Source organism: Streptomyces sp. NPDC004065 (assembly GCF_044903565.1).
Lineage (GTDB): Bacteria > Actinomycetota > Actinomycetes > Streptomycetales > Streptomycetaceae > Streptomyces.
In genome coordinates this window covers 49556-67076 of sequence record NZ_JBJDQT010000027.1, presented here as the reverse complement: position 1 = coordinate 67076, position 17521 = coordinate 49556, and the positions used below count along the sequence as shown (strand labels likewise).

At 74.7% G+C, this 17521-nt stretch carries 17 protein-coding genes and 1 pseudogene; 7 read left to right on the top strand and 11 right to left on the bottom strand.

Annotation, left to right across the window (positions count from 1 at the left end; translation table 11 throughout):
- Positions 1 to 44 precede the first annotated feature (44 nt).
- Complete coding sequence (locus ACI2LW_RS25610; protein ID WP_404733547.1) at positions 45 to 527, top strand: VOC family protein; 483 nt, start codon at positions 45 to 47, stop codon at positions 525 to 527.
- Between the two features lie 59 nt (positions 528 to 586).
- Here ACI2LW_RS25610 and ACI2LW_RS25605 read toward each other — a convergent pair whose 3' ends face one another.
- Entirely contained in the window at positions 587 to 1594 is a 1008-nt protein-coding gene (locus ACI2LW_RS25605) for a zinc-binding alcohol dehydrogenase family protein (protein WP_404733605.1), read from the bottom strand.
- A 215-nt stretch (positions 1595 to 1809) separates the two neighbouring features.
- Between ACI2LW_RS25605 and ACI2LW_RS25600 the strand changes: the two genes are divergently transcribed.
- Both ACI2LW_RS25600 and ACI2LW_RS25595 read left to right on the top strand, forming a co-directional pair.
- Positions 1810 to 2607 carry a VOC family protein gene (locus ACI2LW_RS25600; RefSeq protein ID WP_404733546.1) on the top strand — a complete coding sequence of 266 codons (798 nt, stop codon included), beginning with the start codon at positions 1810 to 1812 and terminating at the stop codon, positions 2605 to 2607.
- 56 nt (positions 2608 to 2663) lie between these two features.
- Positions 2664 to 3362, top strand: a complete 699-nt coding sequence (locus ACI2LW_RS25595; RefSeq protein WP_404733545.1) for a ribonuclease H — start codon at positions 2664 to 2666, stop codon at positions 3360 to 3362.
- Between the two features lie 122 nt (positions 3363 to 3484).
- On the opposite strand, the gene ACI2LW_RS25590 is transcribed toward ACI2LW_RS25595, so the two are convergent.
- Positions 3485 to 4309, bottom strand: a complete 825-nt coding sequence (locus ACI2LW_RS25590; RefSeq protein WP_404733544.1) for a tyrosinase family protein — start codon at positions 4307 to 4309, stop codon at positions 3485 to 3487.
- Positions 4310 to 4391: 82 nt separating this feature from the next.
- On the bottom strand, positions 4392 to 4853 hold the full coding sequence (locus tag ACI2LW_RS25585; RefSeq protein ID WP_404733543.1) for a tyrosinase cofactor: 462 nt from the start codon (positions 4851 to 4853) through the stop codon (positions 4392 to 4394).
- Positions 4854 to 5230: 377 nt separating this feature from the next.
- Between ACI2LW_RS25585 and ACI2LW_RS25580 the strand changes: the two genes are divergently transcribed.
- From ACI2LW_RS25580 to ACI2LW_RS25570, 3 genes are all read left to right on the top strand, one after another.
- Complete coding sequence (locus ACI2LW_RS25580; protein ID WP_404733542.1) at positions 5231 to 6724, top strand: MFS transporter; 1494 nt, start codon at positions 5231 to 5233, stop codon at positions 6722 to 6724.
- Complete coding sequence (locus ACI2LW_RS25575; protein ID WP_404733541.1) at positions 6721 to 7392, top strand: TetR family transcriptional regulator; 672 nt, start codon at positions 6721 to 6723, stop codon at positions 7390 to 7392. The genes ACI2LW_RS25580 and ACI2LW_RS25575 overlap by 4 nt, the downstream gene beginning before the upstream one ends.
- 95 nt (positions 7393 to 7487) lie before the next feature.
- Positions 7488 to 8471 (top strand): aldo/keto reductase, encoded by a 984-nt coding sequence (locus tag ACI2LW_RS25570; protein ID WP_404733540.1) that lies wholly within the window; start codon positions 7488 to 7490, stop codon positions 8469 to 8471.
- A 54-nt stretch (positions 8472 to 8525) separates the two neighbouring features.
- Here the strand turns inward: ACI2LW_RS25570 and ACI2LW_RS25565 are convergent, their stop codons facing one another.
- The gene (locus tag ACI2LW_RS25565) at positions 8526 to 8873 is read right to left on the bottom strand and encodes a hypothetical protein (RefSeq protein WP_404733539.1); all 348 of its coding nucleotides are present in this window, start codon (positions 8871 to 8873) and stop codon (positions 8526 to 8528) included.
- 277 nt (positions 8874 to 9150) lie between these two features.
- Here ACI2LW_RS25565 and ACI2LW_RS25560 point away from each other — a divergent pair, with 277 nt between their 5' ends.
- Positions 9151 to 9576, top strand: coding sequence for a DUF6328 family protein (locus ACI2LW_RS25560; protein ID WP_404733604.1), 426 nt, complete (start codon positions 9151 to 9153; stop codon positions 9574 to 9576).
- A gap of 96 nt (positions 9577 to 9672) precedes the next feature.
- Here ACI2LW_RS25560 and ACI2LW_RS25555 read toward each other — a convergent pair.
- From ACI2LW_RS25555 to ACI2LW_RS25525, 7 genes and pseudogenes are all read right to left on the bottom strand, one after another.
- Positions 9673 to 10110: pseudogene (locus tag ACI2LW_RS25555) on the bottom strand (DUF2238 domain-containing protein); the annotation flags it as partial.
- 1 nt (position 10111) lies between these two features.
- Positions 10112 to 10537, bottom strand: coding sequence for an SsgA family sporulation/cell division regulator (locus tag ACI2LW_RS25550; RefSeq protein ID WP_404733538.1), 426 nt, complete (start codon positions 10535 to 10537; stop codon positions 10112 to 10114).
- A 99-nt stretch (positions 10538 to 10636) separates the two neighbouring features.
- Positions 10637 to 11608: an LLM class F420-dependent oxidoreductase gene (locus tag ACI2LW_RS25545; protein ID WP_404733537.1), complete on the bottom strand. Its 972-nt coding sequence runs from the start codon at positions 11606 to 11608 to the stop codon at positions 10637 to 10639.
- Positions 11609 to 11693: 85 nt separating this feature from the next.
- Positions 11694 to 13292: a serine/threonine protein kinase gene (locus tag ACI2LW_RS25540; protein WP_404733536.1), complete on the bottom strand. Its 1599-nt coding sequence runs from the start codon at positions 13290 to 13292 to the stop codon at positions 11694 to 11696.
- An 824-nt stretch (positions 13293 to 14116) separates the two neighbouring features.
- Positions 14117 to 15076 (bottom strand): threonine/serine dehydratase, encoded by a 960-nt coding sequence (locus tag ACI2LW_RS25535; RefSeq protein WP_404733535.1) that lies wholly within the window; start codon positions 15074 to 15076, stop codon positions 14117 to 14119.
- A gap of 82 nt (positions 15077 to 15158) precedes the next feature.
- Entirely contained in the window at positions 15159 to 16196 is a 1038-nt protein-coding gene (locus ACI2LW_RS25530) for a polyprenyl synthetase family protein (RefSeq protein WP_404733534.1), read from the bottom strand.
- Positions 16193 to 17299 (bottom strand): tetratricopeptide repeat protein, encoded by a 1107-nt coding sequence (locus ACI2LW_RS25525; RefSeq protein ID WP_404733533.1) that lies wholly within the window; start codon positions 17297 to 17299, stop codon positions 16193 to 16195. The genes ACI2LW_RS25530 and ACI2LW_RS25525 overlap by 4 nt, the downstream gene beginning before the upstream one ends.
- Positions 17300 to 17521 lie beyond the last annotated feature (222 nt).

The following is a 17521-nucleotide window of genomic DNA, read 5'->3' as shown; positions in this document are numbered from 1 at the left end:
GCGGTCCACACCCATGACCGCGTTCCGCACCCAAGGAGGTACTCGTGGCCAGCGAAGGATTCATCACCTGTCTCTGGTTCGACGGCCAGGCCGAGGAGGCCGCCCACTACTACGTCTCCGTCTTCAAGAACTCCGGCATCGGGCGGATCACCCGCTACACCGAGGCCGGGCCCGGCCCCGCGGGCTCGGTGGTCACCGTGGAGTTCACCGCGAACGGGCAGCGGTTCGTCGGGCTCAACGGCGGCCCGCAGTTCAAGTTCAACGAGGCGATCTCCTTCCAGATCGTCTGCTCCACCCAGGAGGAGATCGACCACTACTGGGCCAGGCTCACCGAGGACGGCGGCGAGCCCGGACCCTGCGGCTGGCTCAAGGACAAGTACGGGGTGTCCTGGCAGGTGGTCCCCGAGGAGCTGATCGACATGGTCCGCGACCCCGACCAGGAGAAGGCGGCCCGCACCACCCGCGCCATGCTCGCCATGGGCAAGCTCGACATCGCGGCCCTGAAGCGGGCGTACGCGGGGGAGTAGCGGGGCCGGGGCGGCGGCCGGCCCACCCGTACCGGGGGAGTGGGCCGGCCCCCACCGCCTCAGCCGAGGTCGTTCACCAGCACCGCCGCCCCGTCGAACCGTCCGGCCTTGAGGTCCTTCAGCGCCTGCTGGGCCCGGGAGAGGGGGTAGGTGTGCGTCGTGGCGCGCACACCGTGCCGGGCGGCCAGCGCCAGGAAGTCCCGGGCGTCCTCGCGTGTGTTGGAGGTGACGCTGCGCAGCTCCTTCTCGTAGAACAGGTCGCTCTCGTACCGCAGGGCGGGGATGTCGCTCAGGTGGATGCCGGCCACGGACAGCACCCCGCCGCGGTCCAGGGCCCGCAGCGCGACCGGGACCAGGTCCCCCACCGGGGCGAACAGGATCGCGCTGTCCAGGGGCTCGGGCGGCGCCGCGTAGGCGTCCTGGGCCGAGGCGGCGCCCAGCTCCAGCGCGAGCCGGCGTGCCGCCGCCCCGCGGGTCATCACGTGCACCCTGGCGCCCTCGGCCAGCGCCACCTGGGCGCACAGATGCGCGCTGCCTCCGAAGCCGTACAGCCCGAGCCGTCCGCCGGGCGGCAGCGAGGCGCGGCGCAGCGCCCGGAAGCCGATGATCCCCGCGCACAGCAGCGGGGCGAGCGCCACGTCGTCCAGCCCGGCCGGCAGCCGGTGCGCGAACGCGGCCGGCACGGTGGTGTACTGCGCGTAGCCGCCGTCGGCGTCCCAGCCCGTGTAGAGCGAGGCCGGGCACAGGTTCTCCGCCCCGCGCACGCAGTACGCGCAGGTGCCGTCGGTGCGGCGCAGCCAGGCCACGCCGACCCGTTCCCCGGGGGTGAAGCCGCTCACCGCGGCGCCCAGGCCCGCGACCGTCCCCACGACCTCGTGCCCCGGGGTGACGCCGGGCCGCCGCACGGGCAGATCGCCCTCGGTGACATGCAGGTCGGTGCGGCACACCCCGCACGCGCGCACGTGCACCAGCAACTCGTCGTCCCCGGGCTCGGGCACCGGCCTGTCGGTCAGCCGGAGGGGGTCCTCCTCGACCGGTCCCGGCCGGGTCACGGTCCACGCCCGCATCGTTCCGTCCGCCATCTCACGCCCCGTCCCGGCGAAAGCCGTCCGTCCCGCGTCCTGCCGTCACGGCGTCCGTGCGGACGCCCGTGTCCTTTCCAGTCTGGGGCGCGTCCGGTCCGGGGCGCGCGGGGCGCGGGCGGCGGTTCGGCGCGCGGTCCGTCCCGGGCGCCGCTAGCGTGAGGAACCGGACGAGCCACCGCACGGAAAGGGCCGCGGCCATGGCGGTACGACCCGAGGGGACCCCTTGCTGGGCGGACGCGGTGTTCCCGGACCTTCAGGCGGCCAAGGAGTTCTACGGCGAGGTGCTCGGCTGGACCTTCGGCGAGACCGCGCCGGAGTTCGGCGGCTACACCCAGGCCTACGCCGACGGCAAGGCCGTCGCGGCCGTCGTGCCGCCGATGCCCGGGCAGGAGGGCCACTCGCAGTGGTGCCTGTACTTCGCCTCCCCGGACGCGGCGGCGACCGCGGGCCGGATCCGCGAGCACGGCGGCGAGGTGCTGATGGAGCCGATGCGCGTCGGTGACTTCGGCACGATGTGCCTGGCCCGGGAGCCCAGCGGGGCGGTGTTCGGTGTGTGGCAGGCCGGCAGCCACGAGGGCTTCGAGGCGACCGCGGTGCCCGGCGCCTACTGCTGGGCGGAGGTCTTCACCCGCGAGCCCGGCAAGGCGGACGCCTTCTTCACCGGCGTCTTCGGCTACACCTCCAAGCGGCTCGAGGACGACGCGATCGACTTCCGGATCTTCAACGTCGGTGACGAGACGGTCCTGGGCCGGATGACGATGACGGAGGACTTCCCGCCCGAGGTGCCGCCGTACATCAACGTCTACTTCGCCGTCGCGGACTGCGACGAGGCCGTCGCGGCGGCGACCGGGCGCGGCGGTGAGCTGCGGTTCGGCCCGATGGACAGTCCCTTCGGCCGGTTCGCCGCGCTCAGCGACCCGCAGGGCGCGAACTTCTCGGTGATCGACCTCACCACGACGCGGGGGGAGATGCCCGGGACGACGGACGCCTCCTAGCCGCCGCCGGACGTTCCCGTACGGAGGGCCCCGCCGGCCGTGGCATGATCGGGGCCATGGCTGAACGTGTGGTGGCGGCGTGCGACGGGGCGTCGAAGGGAAATCCGGGTCCCGCGGGCTGGGCGTGGGTGGTCTCCGAGGACGCCGCGACGGCGGCCCGCTGGGAGGCCGGGGCGCTCGGCACCGCCACCAACAACGTCGCCGAACTCACCGCGCTGGAGCGGCTGCTGACGGCGACCGACCCGTCCGTGCCGCTGGAGGTGCGGATGGACTCGCAGTACGCGATGAAGGCCGTTACCACCTGGCTGCCCGGCTGGAAGCGCAACGGCTGGCGGACGGCCGCCGGCAAGCCGGTCGCCAACCAGGAGCTGGTGGTGCGGATCGACGCGCTGCTCGAGGGCCGCTCGGTCGACTTCCGCTACGTGCCCGCCCACCAGGTGGACGGCGATCCGCTCAACGACTTCGCCGACCGCGCCGCCAGCCAGGCGGCGACCTCCCAGCAGCCGGCGGGCAGCGCCCTCGGCTCGCCGGAGCCGCCGCCCTCGCCGGCCGCACCGGCGTCCGCCGCGCCGCGCCGCCGGTCCAGCGGCGCGGGCGCCGCCCGGCAGCGCGGCGGCGGATCGCCGACGCGCACGATCAAGGCCAAGTTCCCCGGCCGCTGCGTGTGCGGCCGCTCCTACGCGGCCGGCGAGCAGATCGCCAAGAACGACCAGGGCTGGGGCCACCCGGAGTGCCGCACGGCCGCGGCCGGCTAGGGCCCCGACCGGGCTAGCCCTGGCCCGCCCTGGCTTCTCGCGCCGGTCGCCTGCCCGGGTGTGCACCGCCGGGCCGGGCACGGGCAGGGCCGCCGACCGGCGTCGCGACCGGTCCCGACCCCTCAGTCGGTGTCGAAGGTGTAGTGCGCGGTGTGATCGAGCATGTCGGCCGGGGTGGTGTCGTTCCACGGCTTCATCGGCTCGTGCAGGTCCACGACGTCCGGCGTGTCCCCGGCCGGCACATAGCGGGAGCCGGGGTGCCGCCGCTGCCACTCGGCCCACAGCTTGTCGACGAAGGCGTGGTGCAGCCAGAACACCGGGTCGTTGGGGGAGACCCCGGTGGCCATCTGCCCGCCGACCCACACATGGACCCGGTTGTGCAGATTGATCCCGCGCCAGCCCTCCAGATGGTTGCGGAAGCCGTCCGAGGCGCTGTTCCAGGGGGCGGCGTCGTACGTCGGTATCGCCAGCACCGATTCCACCTCGGCCCGGGTGGGCAGTTCGCGCACCCCGGCGCCCAGCGAGCGGCGCAGATAGGCGCGGCTGTCGACGCGGACGGCGATCGGCCAGTTGCCCGCGGCCGCGGCGAAGGGGCCGTCCATCACCCGGCCGTCCACACCGCGTCCGGTGCCGCCGAGGAAGTCGGGCGCCCACAGCGAGGCGCGGGGGGTGCGGTCGGTGCTCCAGTCCCAGTACGGCACCGCGACGGAGGCGTCCACCGACTGCAGGGCCCGCTCGAACTCCAGCAGGAATCTGCGGTGCCAGGGCAGGAACGACGGTGAGCGGTGTCCGGTCCGCTCGCCGGTGTCGGTGTCGCCCATGATGAAGGCGTTGTGCGTGGTGACGAAGGCGTCGTAGCGGCCAGTGCGCTTCAGCTCCAGGACGGCGGCGACAAAGCGCCGCTTCTCGTCGGCGGTCAGGGCGGCCTGGTTCTTGCGTACCGTCATGCGCGGGTGCTCCGGATGTCCATGTGTGCCTGTGCCCCTCGGGGCGCTGTCCTCGGGTCGGTGCGGGGTGTCGTCGGGCGCCTCAGCCGGCGGGGAACGGCACGAGCCGCGCGCCGCGCAGTTCGTCGACCGCGGCCCGCGCGGCGGCCCTGGGGCTCTCGACCGGGTCGTAGTGGCTGACGACGCTGATCCAGGTCCCGTCCGCGTTGCGCATCACGTGCAGGGGGGCGCCGTCGACGAACACGGCGTAGTCCATGCCGGGCATGCCCTCCATGCCGTGGTGGTGACCGCCGTCGTCCGCCGGACGGCCCTGTATCCGGCGGCCCTTGTAGACCTCGTCGAACGGCTCGGGCGCGGCGTGGTGCCGGTGGTCGCGGGGTGCGGCCCCGGACGTGCGGGGCGCGGCGGCGGACGCGCGAGGGGCGGGGACGGACGCACGGGGCGCGGCGGCGGACGCCGGTGCGGCGGTCGCCGTCCGGGCGGCGGCGGCCGTGGCGAGGACCGCCGTGACGGTGAGCGCGCGGCGACGGCTGAGTTCGGGCATACGGGACCTCCGGGATGGGTGGGAGGAGTTCGGGTGGAGACACCGCATGCCTATCGGGTGGTGGGAGAGCGGGAGAAATCCCCGGGAAGCGGTTGGCCGTGTTTCGGACAATCACCCCCATGTCGTACAGAATTGAACGAAGATGATCTTGCTGTGCCGGGTGGTCGCGGGCCCGCGGAACGGGGAATTCCTCCCCAGGGCGCGGCGGTTCGGCGCGTACTTTCGCGCGGGGGCGCGCCCGGCGTGGTGCGGCTCACCCCCGCAAGCTGACGTGATCACGAAGGTGGAGCGCGAGCCGGTGTTGGGTGAAAGGTCATTCACTCGATAAGGTGAATTGTCATTCACCTGGTTTTCAGATCCTCCGCTGGAGTGCCCTCATGGAGCAGCCCGCCCCGCTGTCCGACCCGCCCGGCACCCGCGCGGCGGACCGGAGCCTGCGGGACCGGCTCACCATCCCCGTGCTGGCCTCGGGCGGCATCCTCATGGCCGTCATGCAGACGGTGGTCGTACCGCTCCTGCCCGATCTCCCGCGGCTGACGGGCGCGTCGGCGGGCGCCGTCTCGTGGATGGTCACCGCCACCCTGCTGTCCGGCGCGGTCCTCACCCCGGTGCTCGGCCGGGCCGGTGACATGTACGGCAAGCGCCGGGTCCTGACGGCGGCGCTCGCGCTGATGACCGCCGGTTCGGTGATGTGCGCGCTCTCCTCCGACATCGGCGTGCTCATCACCGCCCGCGCCCTGCAGGGCGCCGCCGCCTCCGTCGTACCCCTGTCGATCAGCATCCTGCGGGACGAACTGCCGCCCGGGCGCCGGGGCTCGGCGGTCGCGCTGATGAGCTCCACCGTCGGCATCGGCGCCGCGCTGGGTCTCCCCCTCGCCGCGCTCGTCGTCCAGTACGCCGACTGGCACACGATGTTCTGGCTCACCAGTGTCCTCGGCGCGCTCGGCGTGACCGCCGTGTGGTGGGCGGTCAAGGAGTCGCCGGTGCGCGAGCCGGGCCGGTTCGACGTGCCGGGGGCCCTCGGGCTGGCCGCCGGGCTCGTGTGCCTGCTGCTCGCGGTGTCCCAGGGCGGCCAGTGGGGCTGGGGCGGCCCGCGGGTCCTCGGCCTGTTCGCCGCCGCCGTGGCCGTCCTCGCCCTGTGGTGGTGGCACCAGCTGCGCACCGCGCGCCCGCTGGTCGACCTGCGGCTGGTCTCCCGGCCGAGGGTCGGCCTGTCCCATGTCGCCGCGCTGCTGACCGGCTTCGCGTTCTACGCCAATTCGCTGGTCACCGCCCAGCTGGTGCAGGCGCCGAAGGCCACCGGGTACGGCCTCGGGCTGTCGATCGTCGCCACCGGACTGTGCCTGCTGCCCGGCGGTGTGACCATGCTGCTGTTCTCGCCCCTGTCCGCCCGCATCTCCACCGCCCGCGGCCCGCGCGTCACGCTCGCCCTCGGCGCCGCGGTCATCGCCTGCGGCTACGCGCTGCGCATCGCCGACAGCCGCGACCTGTGGATGATCATCCTGGGCGCCACCGTGGTGGCCACCGGCACCACGCTCGCCTACTCGGCGCTGCCGACCCTGATCCTGCGCGCCGTGCCGGCCGCCCAGACCGCCTCCGCCAACGGCGTCAACGTCCTGATGCGCACCATCGGCCAGGCCACCTCCAGCGCCGCCGTCGCCGCGGTCCTCGTCCACCACAGCGTCTCCGTCGACGGCTCCCCGGTGCCCACCCTGCACGGCTATCTGCTGGCGTTCGCGATGGCGGGCGCCGTGGCCCTGGCCGCCTGCGCGGCGGCCCTGTCCATCCCCGGGGACGCGGCCCCCGGTGGCCCGCGCGGCGCCCGGGGGCGCGGCCGCGGCGTACGCGACGAGGCACTGGAGCAGGCATGAGCGCGGTGAGCACGCCCCAGGGCACCCCCACGCCGGCCCCCGGCACCTCTGTGCCCGCCCCCGGGACCCCCGCGCCGGCTCCCGGCGCCCCCGCCGCCGGGCCCGTCCGGCGGGACGCCGAGGCCACCAAGGAGGCCATCCTCAAGGCGGCCCGGTACTTCCTCGCCCGGCAGGCCCACACGGGGATCACGCTGAAGGCGGTGGCCGAACGCGCCGGGGTCAGCCCGCCGCTGGTGCTGAAGTACTTCGGCTCCAAGGAGGCGCTGTTCGCCCGCGTCATGTCCTTCGACGAGGACGCGGCCGCCCTGCTGGACGCACCGCTCGACGACCTCGGCCGGCACATGGTCCGCCATGTCCTGCGCGGCCAGCGCGAGCGGGGCGCCGACCCCGTCCTGCGCATCGTCTTCGCCCCGCTGCACGGCGAGCGCGGTGACGTGCTGCGCGCCAACTTCCGCGCCCAGGTGACCGAACGCCTCGCCGCACGGCTCACCGGCCCCGACGCCGGCCTGCGGGCCGAACTCGCGGTGGGCGCCCTGCTCGGCCTGGGCGTGATGTACGGCATCGCCCGCGGGAGCGCGATGCGGGACACCGACACCGAGGAACTCGTGGAGCGGTACGCCCCGCTGGTGCAGTCCCAGTTGACACCCGCTCCCGGTGAGCGCCGCTGACGCCCGCTCCCGGCGGGAGGCGCCGGCGCTCTCCCGGGCACACAAGCGGAGCGCACCGGTCCGCACCGGTGCGCGGCGGGTGACACACTGACGCCATGGACGAACGTGAATTCCCCAGGTCGCACCAGCACGCCTCGGTCGTGGGCCTGGGCACCTGGCAACTGGGCGCCGACTGGGGCGACGTGGACACCAAGGAGGCCGAGGCCGTGCTGGAGGCGGCCGCCGAGTCCGGGGTGACCTTCTTCGACACCGCCGACGTCTACGGCGACGGGCGCAGCGAGCAGACCATCGCCACCTTCCTCCGCACCCGCCCCGACCTGCACGTGCTGGTCGCCACCAAGATGGGCCGGCGCGTGGAGCAGATCCCGGAGAACTACGTCCTGGACAACTTCCGCGCCTGGAACGACCGCTCCCGGCGCAACCTCGGCGTCGACCGCGTCGACCTGGTGCAGCTGCACTGCCCGCCGGCACCCGTCTACTCCACCGACGCGGTCTTCGACGCCCTGGACACCCTGGTGGAGGAGGAGCGGATCGCCGCGTACGGCGTCAGCGTGGAGACCTGCGCCGAGGCGCTGACGGCGATCGCCCGGCCCAATGTGGCGAGCGTGCAGATCATCCTCAACCCGTTCCGCATGAAGCCGCTGCGCGAGGTGCTGCCCGCCGCGCGCGAGGCCGGCGTCGGCATCATCGCCCGGGTCCCCTTGGCCTCGGGCCTGCTGTCGGGCAAGTACTCCAAGGACACCGTCTTCGCCGCCAACGACCACCGCACGTTCAACCGGCACGGCGAGGCCTTCGACCAGGGCGAGACGTTCTCCGGCGTGGACTACGCGAGCGGCGTCGAGGCGGCGGCGGAGTTCGCCGCGCTCGCCCCCGAGGGGTACACCCCGGCCCAGCTGGCGCTGCGCTGGATCATCCAGCAGCCCGGCGTCACCACCGTCATCCCGGGCGCCCGCTCACCGGAGCAGGCCCGCGCGAACGCGGCCGCGGCCAAACTGCCCCCGCTGACCGACGCGACCCTGGCCGCCGTACGCGACCTGTACGACCGCCGGATCAAGGACCAGGTGGAGTCCCGCTGGTAGCAGCGGTCGCAGGCCGGTGATGGCTCGTCACCGGACCGGACCGGACCGGACCGCTCACGGCTCGAGGCGCAGCCGGCGCTCCTGCTCCTGGTCGCCCGCGGACACGCCCTCGTCGCGCGCCGAGAAGGCGCGGTTGAGCGTGTCGCGGGCCCTGCGCACGGCCTCCGGGGTGCCCTGCACGGTGACGGTCACGGGCGCGGTGAGGCGGTGTCCGCCGCCCGCCGCGTCAGCGGGCGTCCCGGCCGTCGTCTCCCCGGAGAAGGTGGCCGTGCGCACGGTCGCCCTCTCGTCCGAGGGCAGGCCGTCCGGCGCCCCGAAGACCTCCTCCAGGGCGCTGACAACCGCCTGGGCGTCGGCGACCTGGCCACCGTCGAGCGTCACCGTGAGCTGTGTGCCGGACATCGACCGGAACCTCCTGAAGCGGGCTTGTGATCCACCCCGACCGTGTAACCGCCGTCCGGCCGCGCAAACGGGCGGCCGGACGGGCAGGAATCCCGCCGATCTGGGCACTCGCGAGGAAGAGGAACCGAGTGAACGGCAACGGGGAGGCGTCGTGACGGTGGCGGAAGAAACGGGAAAGCCGAAAAAGCCGGTACAGCCGGGACAACCGGAGCAGAGGGGAGCGGAGGCGCAGCGGCGCCGGGGGCGCAATGAGACCGAGGAGGAGCGGGCCGACCGCATGTGGGGGGAGCTCATCCAGGAGGTGCGGGTGGCCCAGACCGGCGTGCAGATCCTCTTCGGCTTCCTGCTGACCGTGGTCTTCCAGCAGAAGTACGACACGCTCGCCCACACCGAAAAGGTGATCTACGTCGTCACCGTCCTGCTGGGCGCCACCGCGACCGGCGCGCTCATCGGCCCGGTGTCCCTGCACCGCCTGGTCTCCGGGCGCCGGGTCAAGCCGCAGGCGGTGCGCTGGGCGTCCCGGCTGACCTTCGTCGGCCTGGTGCTGCTGCTGGCCACCATGACCGCCTCACTCCTGCTGATCCTGCGGGTGGCGACGCACGGCGGCTGGGTGCCCTGGCTGGTCGCGGTCGTGGTCCTGTGGTACCTGCTGTGCTGGTTCGTGCTGCCCCTGTGGACCCGGCGCCGCTACACCTCCCGGTGAGACCGCGCCCCGCGCGGGCGCGTGGCCCCCTGCGCGGGCCGGACCGCGCAGGGCCGCGGCACGGCCCGCGCAGACGGCTTCGGTGAGCGCCCCGCTGAGGGCCGCGAGCCGCCGGTCGTGCGGGCGGGCCAGGACGAGCAGCGCCACGACGGCGCCGGCCAGCGCGCAGAACATGTCCCACTGGGTGTCCCGCACATCGCCCTGGGTGGCGAGGAACGCGTCCGCGCCGTGCCCGCCGATCACCGCCGCCGCCCACTCCAGCAGCTCGAAGAAGGCGCTGAAGGCGAGGCAGGCGCACACCGTCAGCACCGGCAGCCAGCGGCTGCCGCGCGGCGGAGAGGTGCGCACCAGCAGCTCCCGCACCAGCACGGCGGGAACGAAGCCCTGCATGAGATGGCCGAAGCGGTCGTACGGACTGCGGTCCAGGCCGAGGGTGTCGCGGACCCAGTCGCCGGCGGGGACCTCGGCGTAGGTGTAGTGCCCGCCCACCGCCAGGACCAGCGCGTGCGCCGCGAGCAGACAGCACAGCAGCGCCTCAGCCGCCCGCGATGACCTCCGCCAGGAAGTCGTCGGCGCCGAACTCCTCCGTGCCCGGCGCGACCACGTCCCGGGTCTCGCGCAGGAACTCCTCGACGGCCGGCGCCGCCGCGAACACCGCCGCGTGGTGCCGTCCTCCGTCGGGGCGGGCGTCGCCGTAGAACTCCATGCACAGCTCGTCCCACGGGCCGGCCGGCACCGGGCGGAAGCGGACGTCCCCGATGCCCACGGGACGGGTCAGGCCGTCACCCAGCATCTCGCGGTCCAGGGTCCAGCGAGCCAGCACCCGGCCGTCGTGGCTGAAGACGACGGTCACCGCGAACGGGTCGTCGGCGTCGTAGCCGAAGTGCGCCAGCACGGGAAAACGTTCCGTTCCGCCCGCCTGCAACTGCACGACCAGCGTCTTGTGCACGAAGGAGTTCACGACAGGGGCCCTCCGAGGACATCAGTGTGTAGAGCCCCCTAGTACCCAGGAAATCCGCGAAATGCTCAGCCTCCCGGGTGATTGCCCCTGTGAGGGCCGTCATGCGAAGGCGTCGCGCAGCGCCGGCAGCAGCGTCTTCGCCGACCACTCCAGGAACGCCTCCTGCGTCTCGCCGCCGATCTGCACCAGCGCGACCTCGGTGAACCCGGCCTCCGCATACGGGCGCACGGCCTCCACGAAGGCGTCCGGGTCGTCCCCGCAGGGAATCGACTCGGCCACGTCGTCCGGGGTGACGAACTGGGTGGCCGACTCGAAGGAGTCGGGGTGCGGCAGCTCGGCGTTCACCTTCCAGCCGCTGCCGAACCAGCGGAACTGCGCGTGCGCGCGTTTGACCGCCGCGTCGCGGTCGGGGTCGTAGCACACCGGCAGCTGGCCCACGCGCGGCTTGCCCTCGCCGCCGTGCCGGTCGAACGCCTCCAGCAGTCCGGCCTTGGGCTCGACGGCGATGACGAGGTCGGCGAGATGGCCCGCGAGCCGGCAGGACTGCTCGCCGGACACGGCGATGCCGATGGGCGGCGGCTGGTCGGGCAGGTCCCACAGCCGCGCCGACTCCACGTCGAAGTGCGCGCCGTGCCGGGTGACATGGCCGCCCCGGAACAGGGCGCGGATGATCTCCACGGCCTCCTCGAGCCGCTCGTGGCGCACGTCGACGGAGGGCCAGCCCCCGCCCACCACGTGCTCGTTGAGGTTCTCGCCGGAGCCCAGGCCCAGCCGGAACCTGCCCTCGGACAGCAGTTGCAGCGTCGCCGCCTTCTGCGCCACGACCGCCGGGTGGTAGCGGAAGGTCGGGCAGGTCACGTAGGTCATCAGCGGGATGCGCGAGGTCGCCTGGGCGGCCGCGCCGAGGACGCTCCACGCGTACGGGGAGTGCCCCTGGGCGCGCAGCCAGGGGAAGTAGTGGTCCGAGGTCACCGAGAAGTCGAACCCGGCCTCCTCGGCCTTCACCACGTGCCCGACCAGCTCACGCGGACCGGCCTGCTCGGTCATCATCGTGTATCCGATTCGCACCATACGCCCCGGGTCCCCGCCCCACGCCCCGGAAAACGGCGCACCCCGGACCGGGCCGCCCGCCCCACGGCCCGCCCGCCGGCGGGAATCAGGCCCGGGCCGGGACGAAGGTCTTCAGGAAGACGCTCAGGGCCTGCTTGTTCACGGCTCCGGTGAAGACGTCGGCGGGGGTCGTCCAGCGCAGTGAGAAGCCGCGCCGGCCGCCGAGCAGGAAGCCGCGGCCGAAGGTCCGTACCCGGTCCTGGCCGCTCCCGGTCAGCCACTCCATGTCGGCGGCCCGGCGTCCCTGGTACGTCGTGCCGCGGATGTCCCCGATGCGCCGGTACCCCGTCTGCTGCCGCAGCCCGGGCTCGACGTCGTCCCGCCACACCTCCACCGGGTCCCGGTCGACGCGCTCGGTGTAGGTGACGGCGAGGGTGCGCGCGTCGCCCGTGGCCCCGAACACCGCGCGGTAGGCACCGTCCGGCGCGCGGGTGGTGCCCACCCGCCGCCAGCCCGTGGGCAGGGCCACGGAGAAGCCCTCGGGCGCGTTGTAGCGGCGGAAGCCGTACGGCAGACCGCCGGGCGCGCCGGAGGGGGAGGCCGTGGGGCTCGCCGAGGGCGCGCCGCCCGGTGCACCGCCGGACGCGCCGGGCGAGGCGGAGGCGGGCCCGGGGGCGGGGGAGGCGGCGGACGCGGAGCCGCCGGTGCCGGGCAGCTGGTGGGTCACGGCGAGGACGGCGACCGTCACGGTGACGACGGCGAGGGTGGTGCCCACCGCCATGGTCCGTCTGCTCCAGGCCCGGCCCGCCTCCCGGGCCGCCTGGCGGGCCGCCGTGTACGCCCCGCGCAGCCGGGGCCGCGGCGGCCGCGGGGCGACGGCGTCCGGGTCCTCGCTCAGCACCCGGGTGAGGGCGTCGCGCACCACGGTCCGGGTGAGCCGCTCCCGGGAGTCCTTGCGCAGCAGGCCCTGCACCACCCGGCTCAGCGAACCGGCCCGCTGCGGGGCGCGAACCGGCTGCCCGTCCACGTCCTTCAGCGTGGCCTCGGGCCGGTCCCGGTCGCGGTACGGCGGACGGCCCTCGACCATGCTGTACAGCAGCGCGCCGAGCGCCCACAGGTCGGAGGCCGGACCGATGCGCTCGTCGCGGGCCTGTTCCGGGGAGGCGTACGCCGGTGCGGTGAGCCGCGGGACCAGGGTGGCCCCGGCCAGTCCGAACCCGGTGAGCACGACGTCGCCCCGGTTGCGTACGAAGACCTGCCCGGGGCCGAGTTCGCCGTGGGTGAAGCCCTGCTCGTGGGCGGCCTCCAGCACGTCGAGCACCTCCAGGCCGATCCGGGCCGCCCGCACGTAGTTGAGCGGGCCCTCCACGGCGAGGAGTTCGCCCAGGGGTGCGCCGTCGATCCACTCGGTGACCGTCCACAGCGTGCCGTCCTGCGTGACCGCGTCGACCACCGTGGCGACCCGGCCCGGCCGCAGCAGTCCCATGGTCTCCGCGGTGCGCATGATGCGCGCGGTGATCCGGCGGGCGTCCTCCTGGTCGGTGCCGTCCGGGAGCCCGGTCTGCGTGAGCAGCCGGGGGCGTTCGGCCTCGATGTCCTCGCCGTACCAGCAGACGTGGTTCGTCTCGCGGTGGACCACCTCCAGGAGCCGGTACCGCCCGGCGACCGGCTCCCCCGTGGACGCGTTCCTTTCGACCATGGTCATCCTTCGTCGAACCCCCGGCATTCACCTTTCCCAGAGATACGGGGGGCGAGACCGGGTCCGTTCAAAGGAACCGCAACCCGGCGACTGTTCCTGCCTTTTATTCAGTCGCCGCCGAGCGGATGTGCGATGAAATCCGTCCAGATGTCGTCCCGGGGCCGGCCGGGGCGGCCGAACCGGCGCGGAAGTGCGCCGACGTGCCGTACGGAAGGTGCCCGCCGGTGACCGAACGGAGAACGGAAAGGTTCGTTTGCGCTGGAACGGAGTGATCCACGGGAATTCCGCGCGGCATTTCCCGGCGAATGGCGGGTCGCCGACCTGTGGTAACCATCGGTAAACCGGCTCGACGGCCGAATTCACACCGCCTGACGCCTTTCGACCGCCGGCCCGGACCGGCCTGCCCCCCGCGACCCGGCCGCCCCACCGGCACCGGTCAACCCACGGGCCGCGGACCGGTCCACCCCCGGGCCGCGGCCCGGGCAGCCACCCGGTCCAGGGCCCGGAGCGTCACCGGGGCCCGCCGGGCGCGCCGGTCCAGGGGGCGCCCGTCCGGGGTCGCCCGTCCGGGGTGCATGCCGCGCCGCCGCCCCGGGGAGCCCTCCGGAAGCGCGGGCCGCCGTGCCCCCGTGTGCGAGGCGTCGCCCCGCTGTCCGGCGTACCGTTCGGACGCGCACCCCGGACCACGGCTGGGTGCGCGTCCGGACCGCCGCGCAGGAGGCGTTGCCCGGGCCGCCGTCCGCGGCCGCCGCCCGGGGGCGACGCCCGGGACCGCCGCCCGCGGGGGCCGCCCGGGCCCGTCGGGCGGACCGCCGCGGCGTGGCTGCGGCTCAGCGGAGTCCGAAGCCGTCCGCCCACGCCATGATGTCGGCCGGAGCGGCGTTGCCTCCGCACACCACCAGACCGAGGCGGGCGTCCGCGCCCACCCGCTCCCGTACCCGCCGGGCGGCCGGCAGCAGGCAGCCCGCCGCCGGCTCGGTCCACACCTTGGCGTGCTCGGCCAGTTCCAGGCAGCCCCGCACCGCCTCCCGGTCGGACACCACGAGCACCTCCTCGACCAGCGCGCGGACATGCTCGTACGTCAGCCGCGAGACCGCCGGCGCGCTCAGCGTGGTCACGATCGAGGTGAGCGGCACCGGCACCGGACCGCCCGCCGCCAGCGCCCGCGACATGGCCTCGGCGCCCTCCGTCTCCACGCCCCAGATCCGCACCCCGGGCCGCAGCGCGCGCAGGGCGGCGGCGACCCCGGAGATCAGCCCGCCGCCCCCGATGCTGACGAGCACGTCCGTCAGCTCACCGGCGTCCCGCGCGAGTTCCAGGCCGACGGTGCCCTGACCGGCGACGACGACCGGGTCGTCGAAGGGATGGACCAGGGTGAGCCCCTCGTCCCGCAGCCGGGTGGCCGTCGCGAACGCCTCGTCCATGCCGTCGGTCAGCCGCACCTGCGCCCCGGTCCCCTCCGCGAGCGCGATGGAGCGCGCGGGCGCCGACCGCGGCATCACCACCGTGGCCTTCACCTGCAGTGCCGCCGCCATCACCGCCAGCGCGATGCCGTGGTTCCCGCCGCTGACCGCGACCACGCCCGCCGCACGTTCGGCCTCCCCGAGCGACAGCAGCTTCGCCGTCGCCCCGCGCGCCTTGAACGACCCGGTGCGCTGGAGGAGTTCCAGCTTCGCCGTGACCGGGACGCCGAGCAGCTCGGACAGGCCGGGACTGGGCACCGTGGGGGTGCGCACGACGTGGCCGGCGATCCGCCCGGCCGCGGTTTCGATGTCCGAGATGCCGATCAAGGCCGTTCACCCTCCCGGCGCGGGGGTGGGGGTCCGCGCCGCCTCGACCCTCACTCCGTGGGGCGGCGCGGGTCAACCGTTCTCAGAGATCGCGGGCGAGCAGGAAGGCAGGCAGCGCGCGCAGCCCGGCACAGGCACCGGCGTCCAGCGGTACGCCGCTGAGCGCGGCCCCGGCCGCCGCGACGTGCCGGCGGGCCTCGGCCAGCGCCGCCGCCCGGCCGCCGGCCGCCTCGGCCAGTGCGGCCGCCTCCGCCGGATCCCCGTCCGACTCCAGCAGGGCGGCGAGGCGGGATGCGGCCGGGTGCGGGGCGTCGAGCGCGGCGAGCACCGGGAACGTCTTCTTGCGCTCGCGCAGATCGGCGTGGACGGGCTTGCCCGTGACGGCCGGGTCGCCCCACAGCCCGAGGACGTCGTCCACCAGCTGGAAGGCCACCCCCAGATGCCGCCCGAAGCGGTCCAGCGCGTCGGCCGTCGCCGGGGTGGCGCCGCCGAGTGCGGCGCCCAGCGCCGCGGCGCAGCCCAGCAGGGCGCCGGTCTTGTGCTCGGCCATCACCCGGTACTCCGGCGGCCGTACCCGTTCCGGCCCCCGCCAGGGGCGGGTGGCGAACAGCAGGTCGTCGGCCTGTCCGCGCAGCAGGTCCACGAGGGTCGCGGACAGCCGGCGCACGACGGCGGGGCCGCCCGGGGTGCGGGCGAGGGTCTCCACGGCGAGCGCGAACAGGGCGTCGCCGGCCAGGACGGCCGGACCGGTGCCGTACTCCTTCCACACGGCCGGGCGGCCGCGCCGGGTCGCGTCGCCGTCCATGATGTCGTCGTGCAGCAGGGAGAAGGTGTGCACCAGCTCCACCGCGACGGCCGCGGCCACCCCGGCCCGTCCGGGAGCCCCGGCCGCCTCCGCGCCGAGCACCGCGAGCGCCTGCCGCACGCCCTTGCCGCCCGGTGCGGCCGCGGGAGCCCCGCCGGCCTCGCACCAGCCGAAGGCGTACGCGGCCATCTCACCCACCCACGGATGCAGCCGCCGCACGGCCTCCACGAGGGCGGGCCGCACCAGCTCCCGGCACCGATCGAGCACGTCCGGCATCCCGCCCACCACCGGCACGACCGGCTGCGCCGTGCTCATCGGCCGGCCTCCCCGGCGATGCGCGACGGCGTGCGGGCGTCGTCCGGGCGCGGTGCGCCCGCGGGGCCGGCCGCCGGCCCCGCGAGGCCGAACTCCTCCTGGGCCCGCCGCACCAACGCACCGGCGTGCCGCAGTCCGATGCGGTCCATCGTGCGAGCCAGGTCGGCGAGTTCGGCCGCGGTGCGGGCGGGGTCCTGGCCCAGCCGGGCCAGGGACTTGGCGAGGCCGAGCCGCGACAGGGCCTCGCCGCGCGGCTCGCCGATCGCGCGGAACTCCTCCAGCGCCCGCTCGTAGGTGCGCCGCGCCTCGGCGTACCGTCCGGCGCGGTAGAGGACGTTGCCGCGCATCTTGTGGTTGTAGGCGAGCGCGCCGGCCAGCTTCATCGCGCGGCAGCCGTCCTCCGCCTCGGACAGCAGCGCCAGCGCGCCCTCGCAGTCGCCGTCGCGCACCGAGACGATGTCGGCCAGCCCGCGCAGCGCCCAGGCGTGGCCGCGCCGGTCGTCGGCGCGCGCGGCTATCCCGGCCGCCTCCTCGAACATCGCGTACGCCGTGTCGTAGGAGCCGGTGTTGCGGTGCATCTGCGCGATGCCCTCCAGCGCCCACACGGTGTGCCGCGCCTCGCCGCGCCGCCGGGCCTCGGCGAGCAGCTGCTCGTGCAGCCGGCCCACCGCCTCGTAGTCGCCCTGGATGCGGCCGGTCTCGGCGAGGCCCGCCAGCGAGTAGCCGCGGACCACGACGTCCCCGCCGCGCTCGCCGAGTTCGGCCGCGAGCCCGAGCAGCCGCCAGGCCAGCCGGAACGCCCCGCGCTGCCGGGCCAGCGTGCCCCCGCTCCACAGCGCCCAGGCCATCGCGGCGGTGTCCCCGGCCTCCCGGGCGGCGCGGTAACTGGCCTTCCAGGCGCGGTCCGCCTCCCGCACCTGGCCGAGCCGCCGGTGCGCCTCGGCGACCGCGAGCCCGGACCGGGCCGCCTCGTCCCGCCGCCCGGCCCGTTCGGCCGCGGCCAGCTGCTCCCGGCCGGCGGCCAGGACGTCGGTGAGGGAGGAGTTCACGGACAGGGAGGTGAGGGCGCCCTGGTACTCGGGGGCGAATGCCTTGCCGTACATGCGTGCCTTTCTCTGCACATCTATACGCGCCGTGTATACATGGCGTGTATAGCGCGTCGGAAACCGGCCCCGGTCCGTGCGGACCGGGGCGCGGTCGGCTGTTGTCCGTCAAGACGCGCCGAGTAGGGCACGGGTTGCCCGTGCGACGTAGATCACCCTCCGGGGAGAGGGGTCAACTCCGTTGCTTTGAAAGGGACTTGTGGGTTCGATCGGGGCGGACGG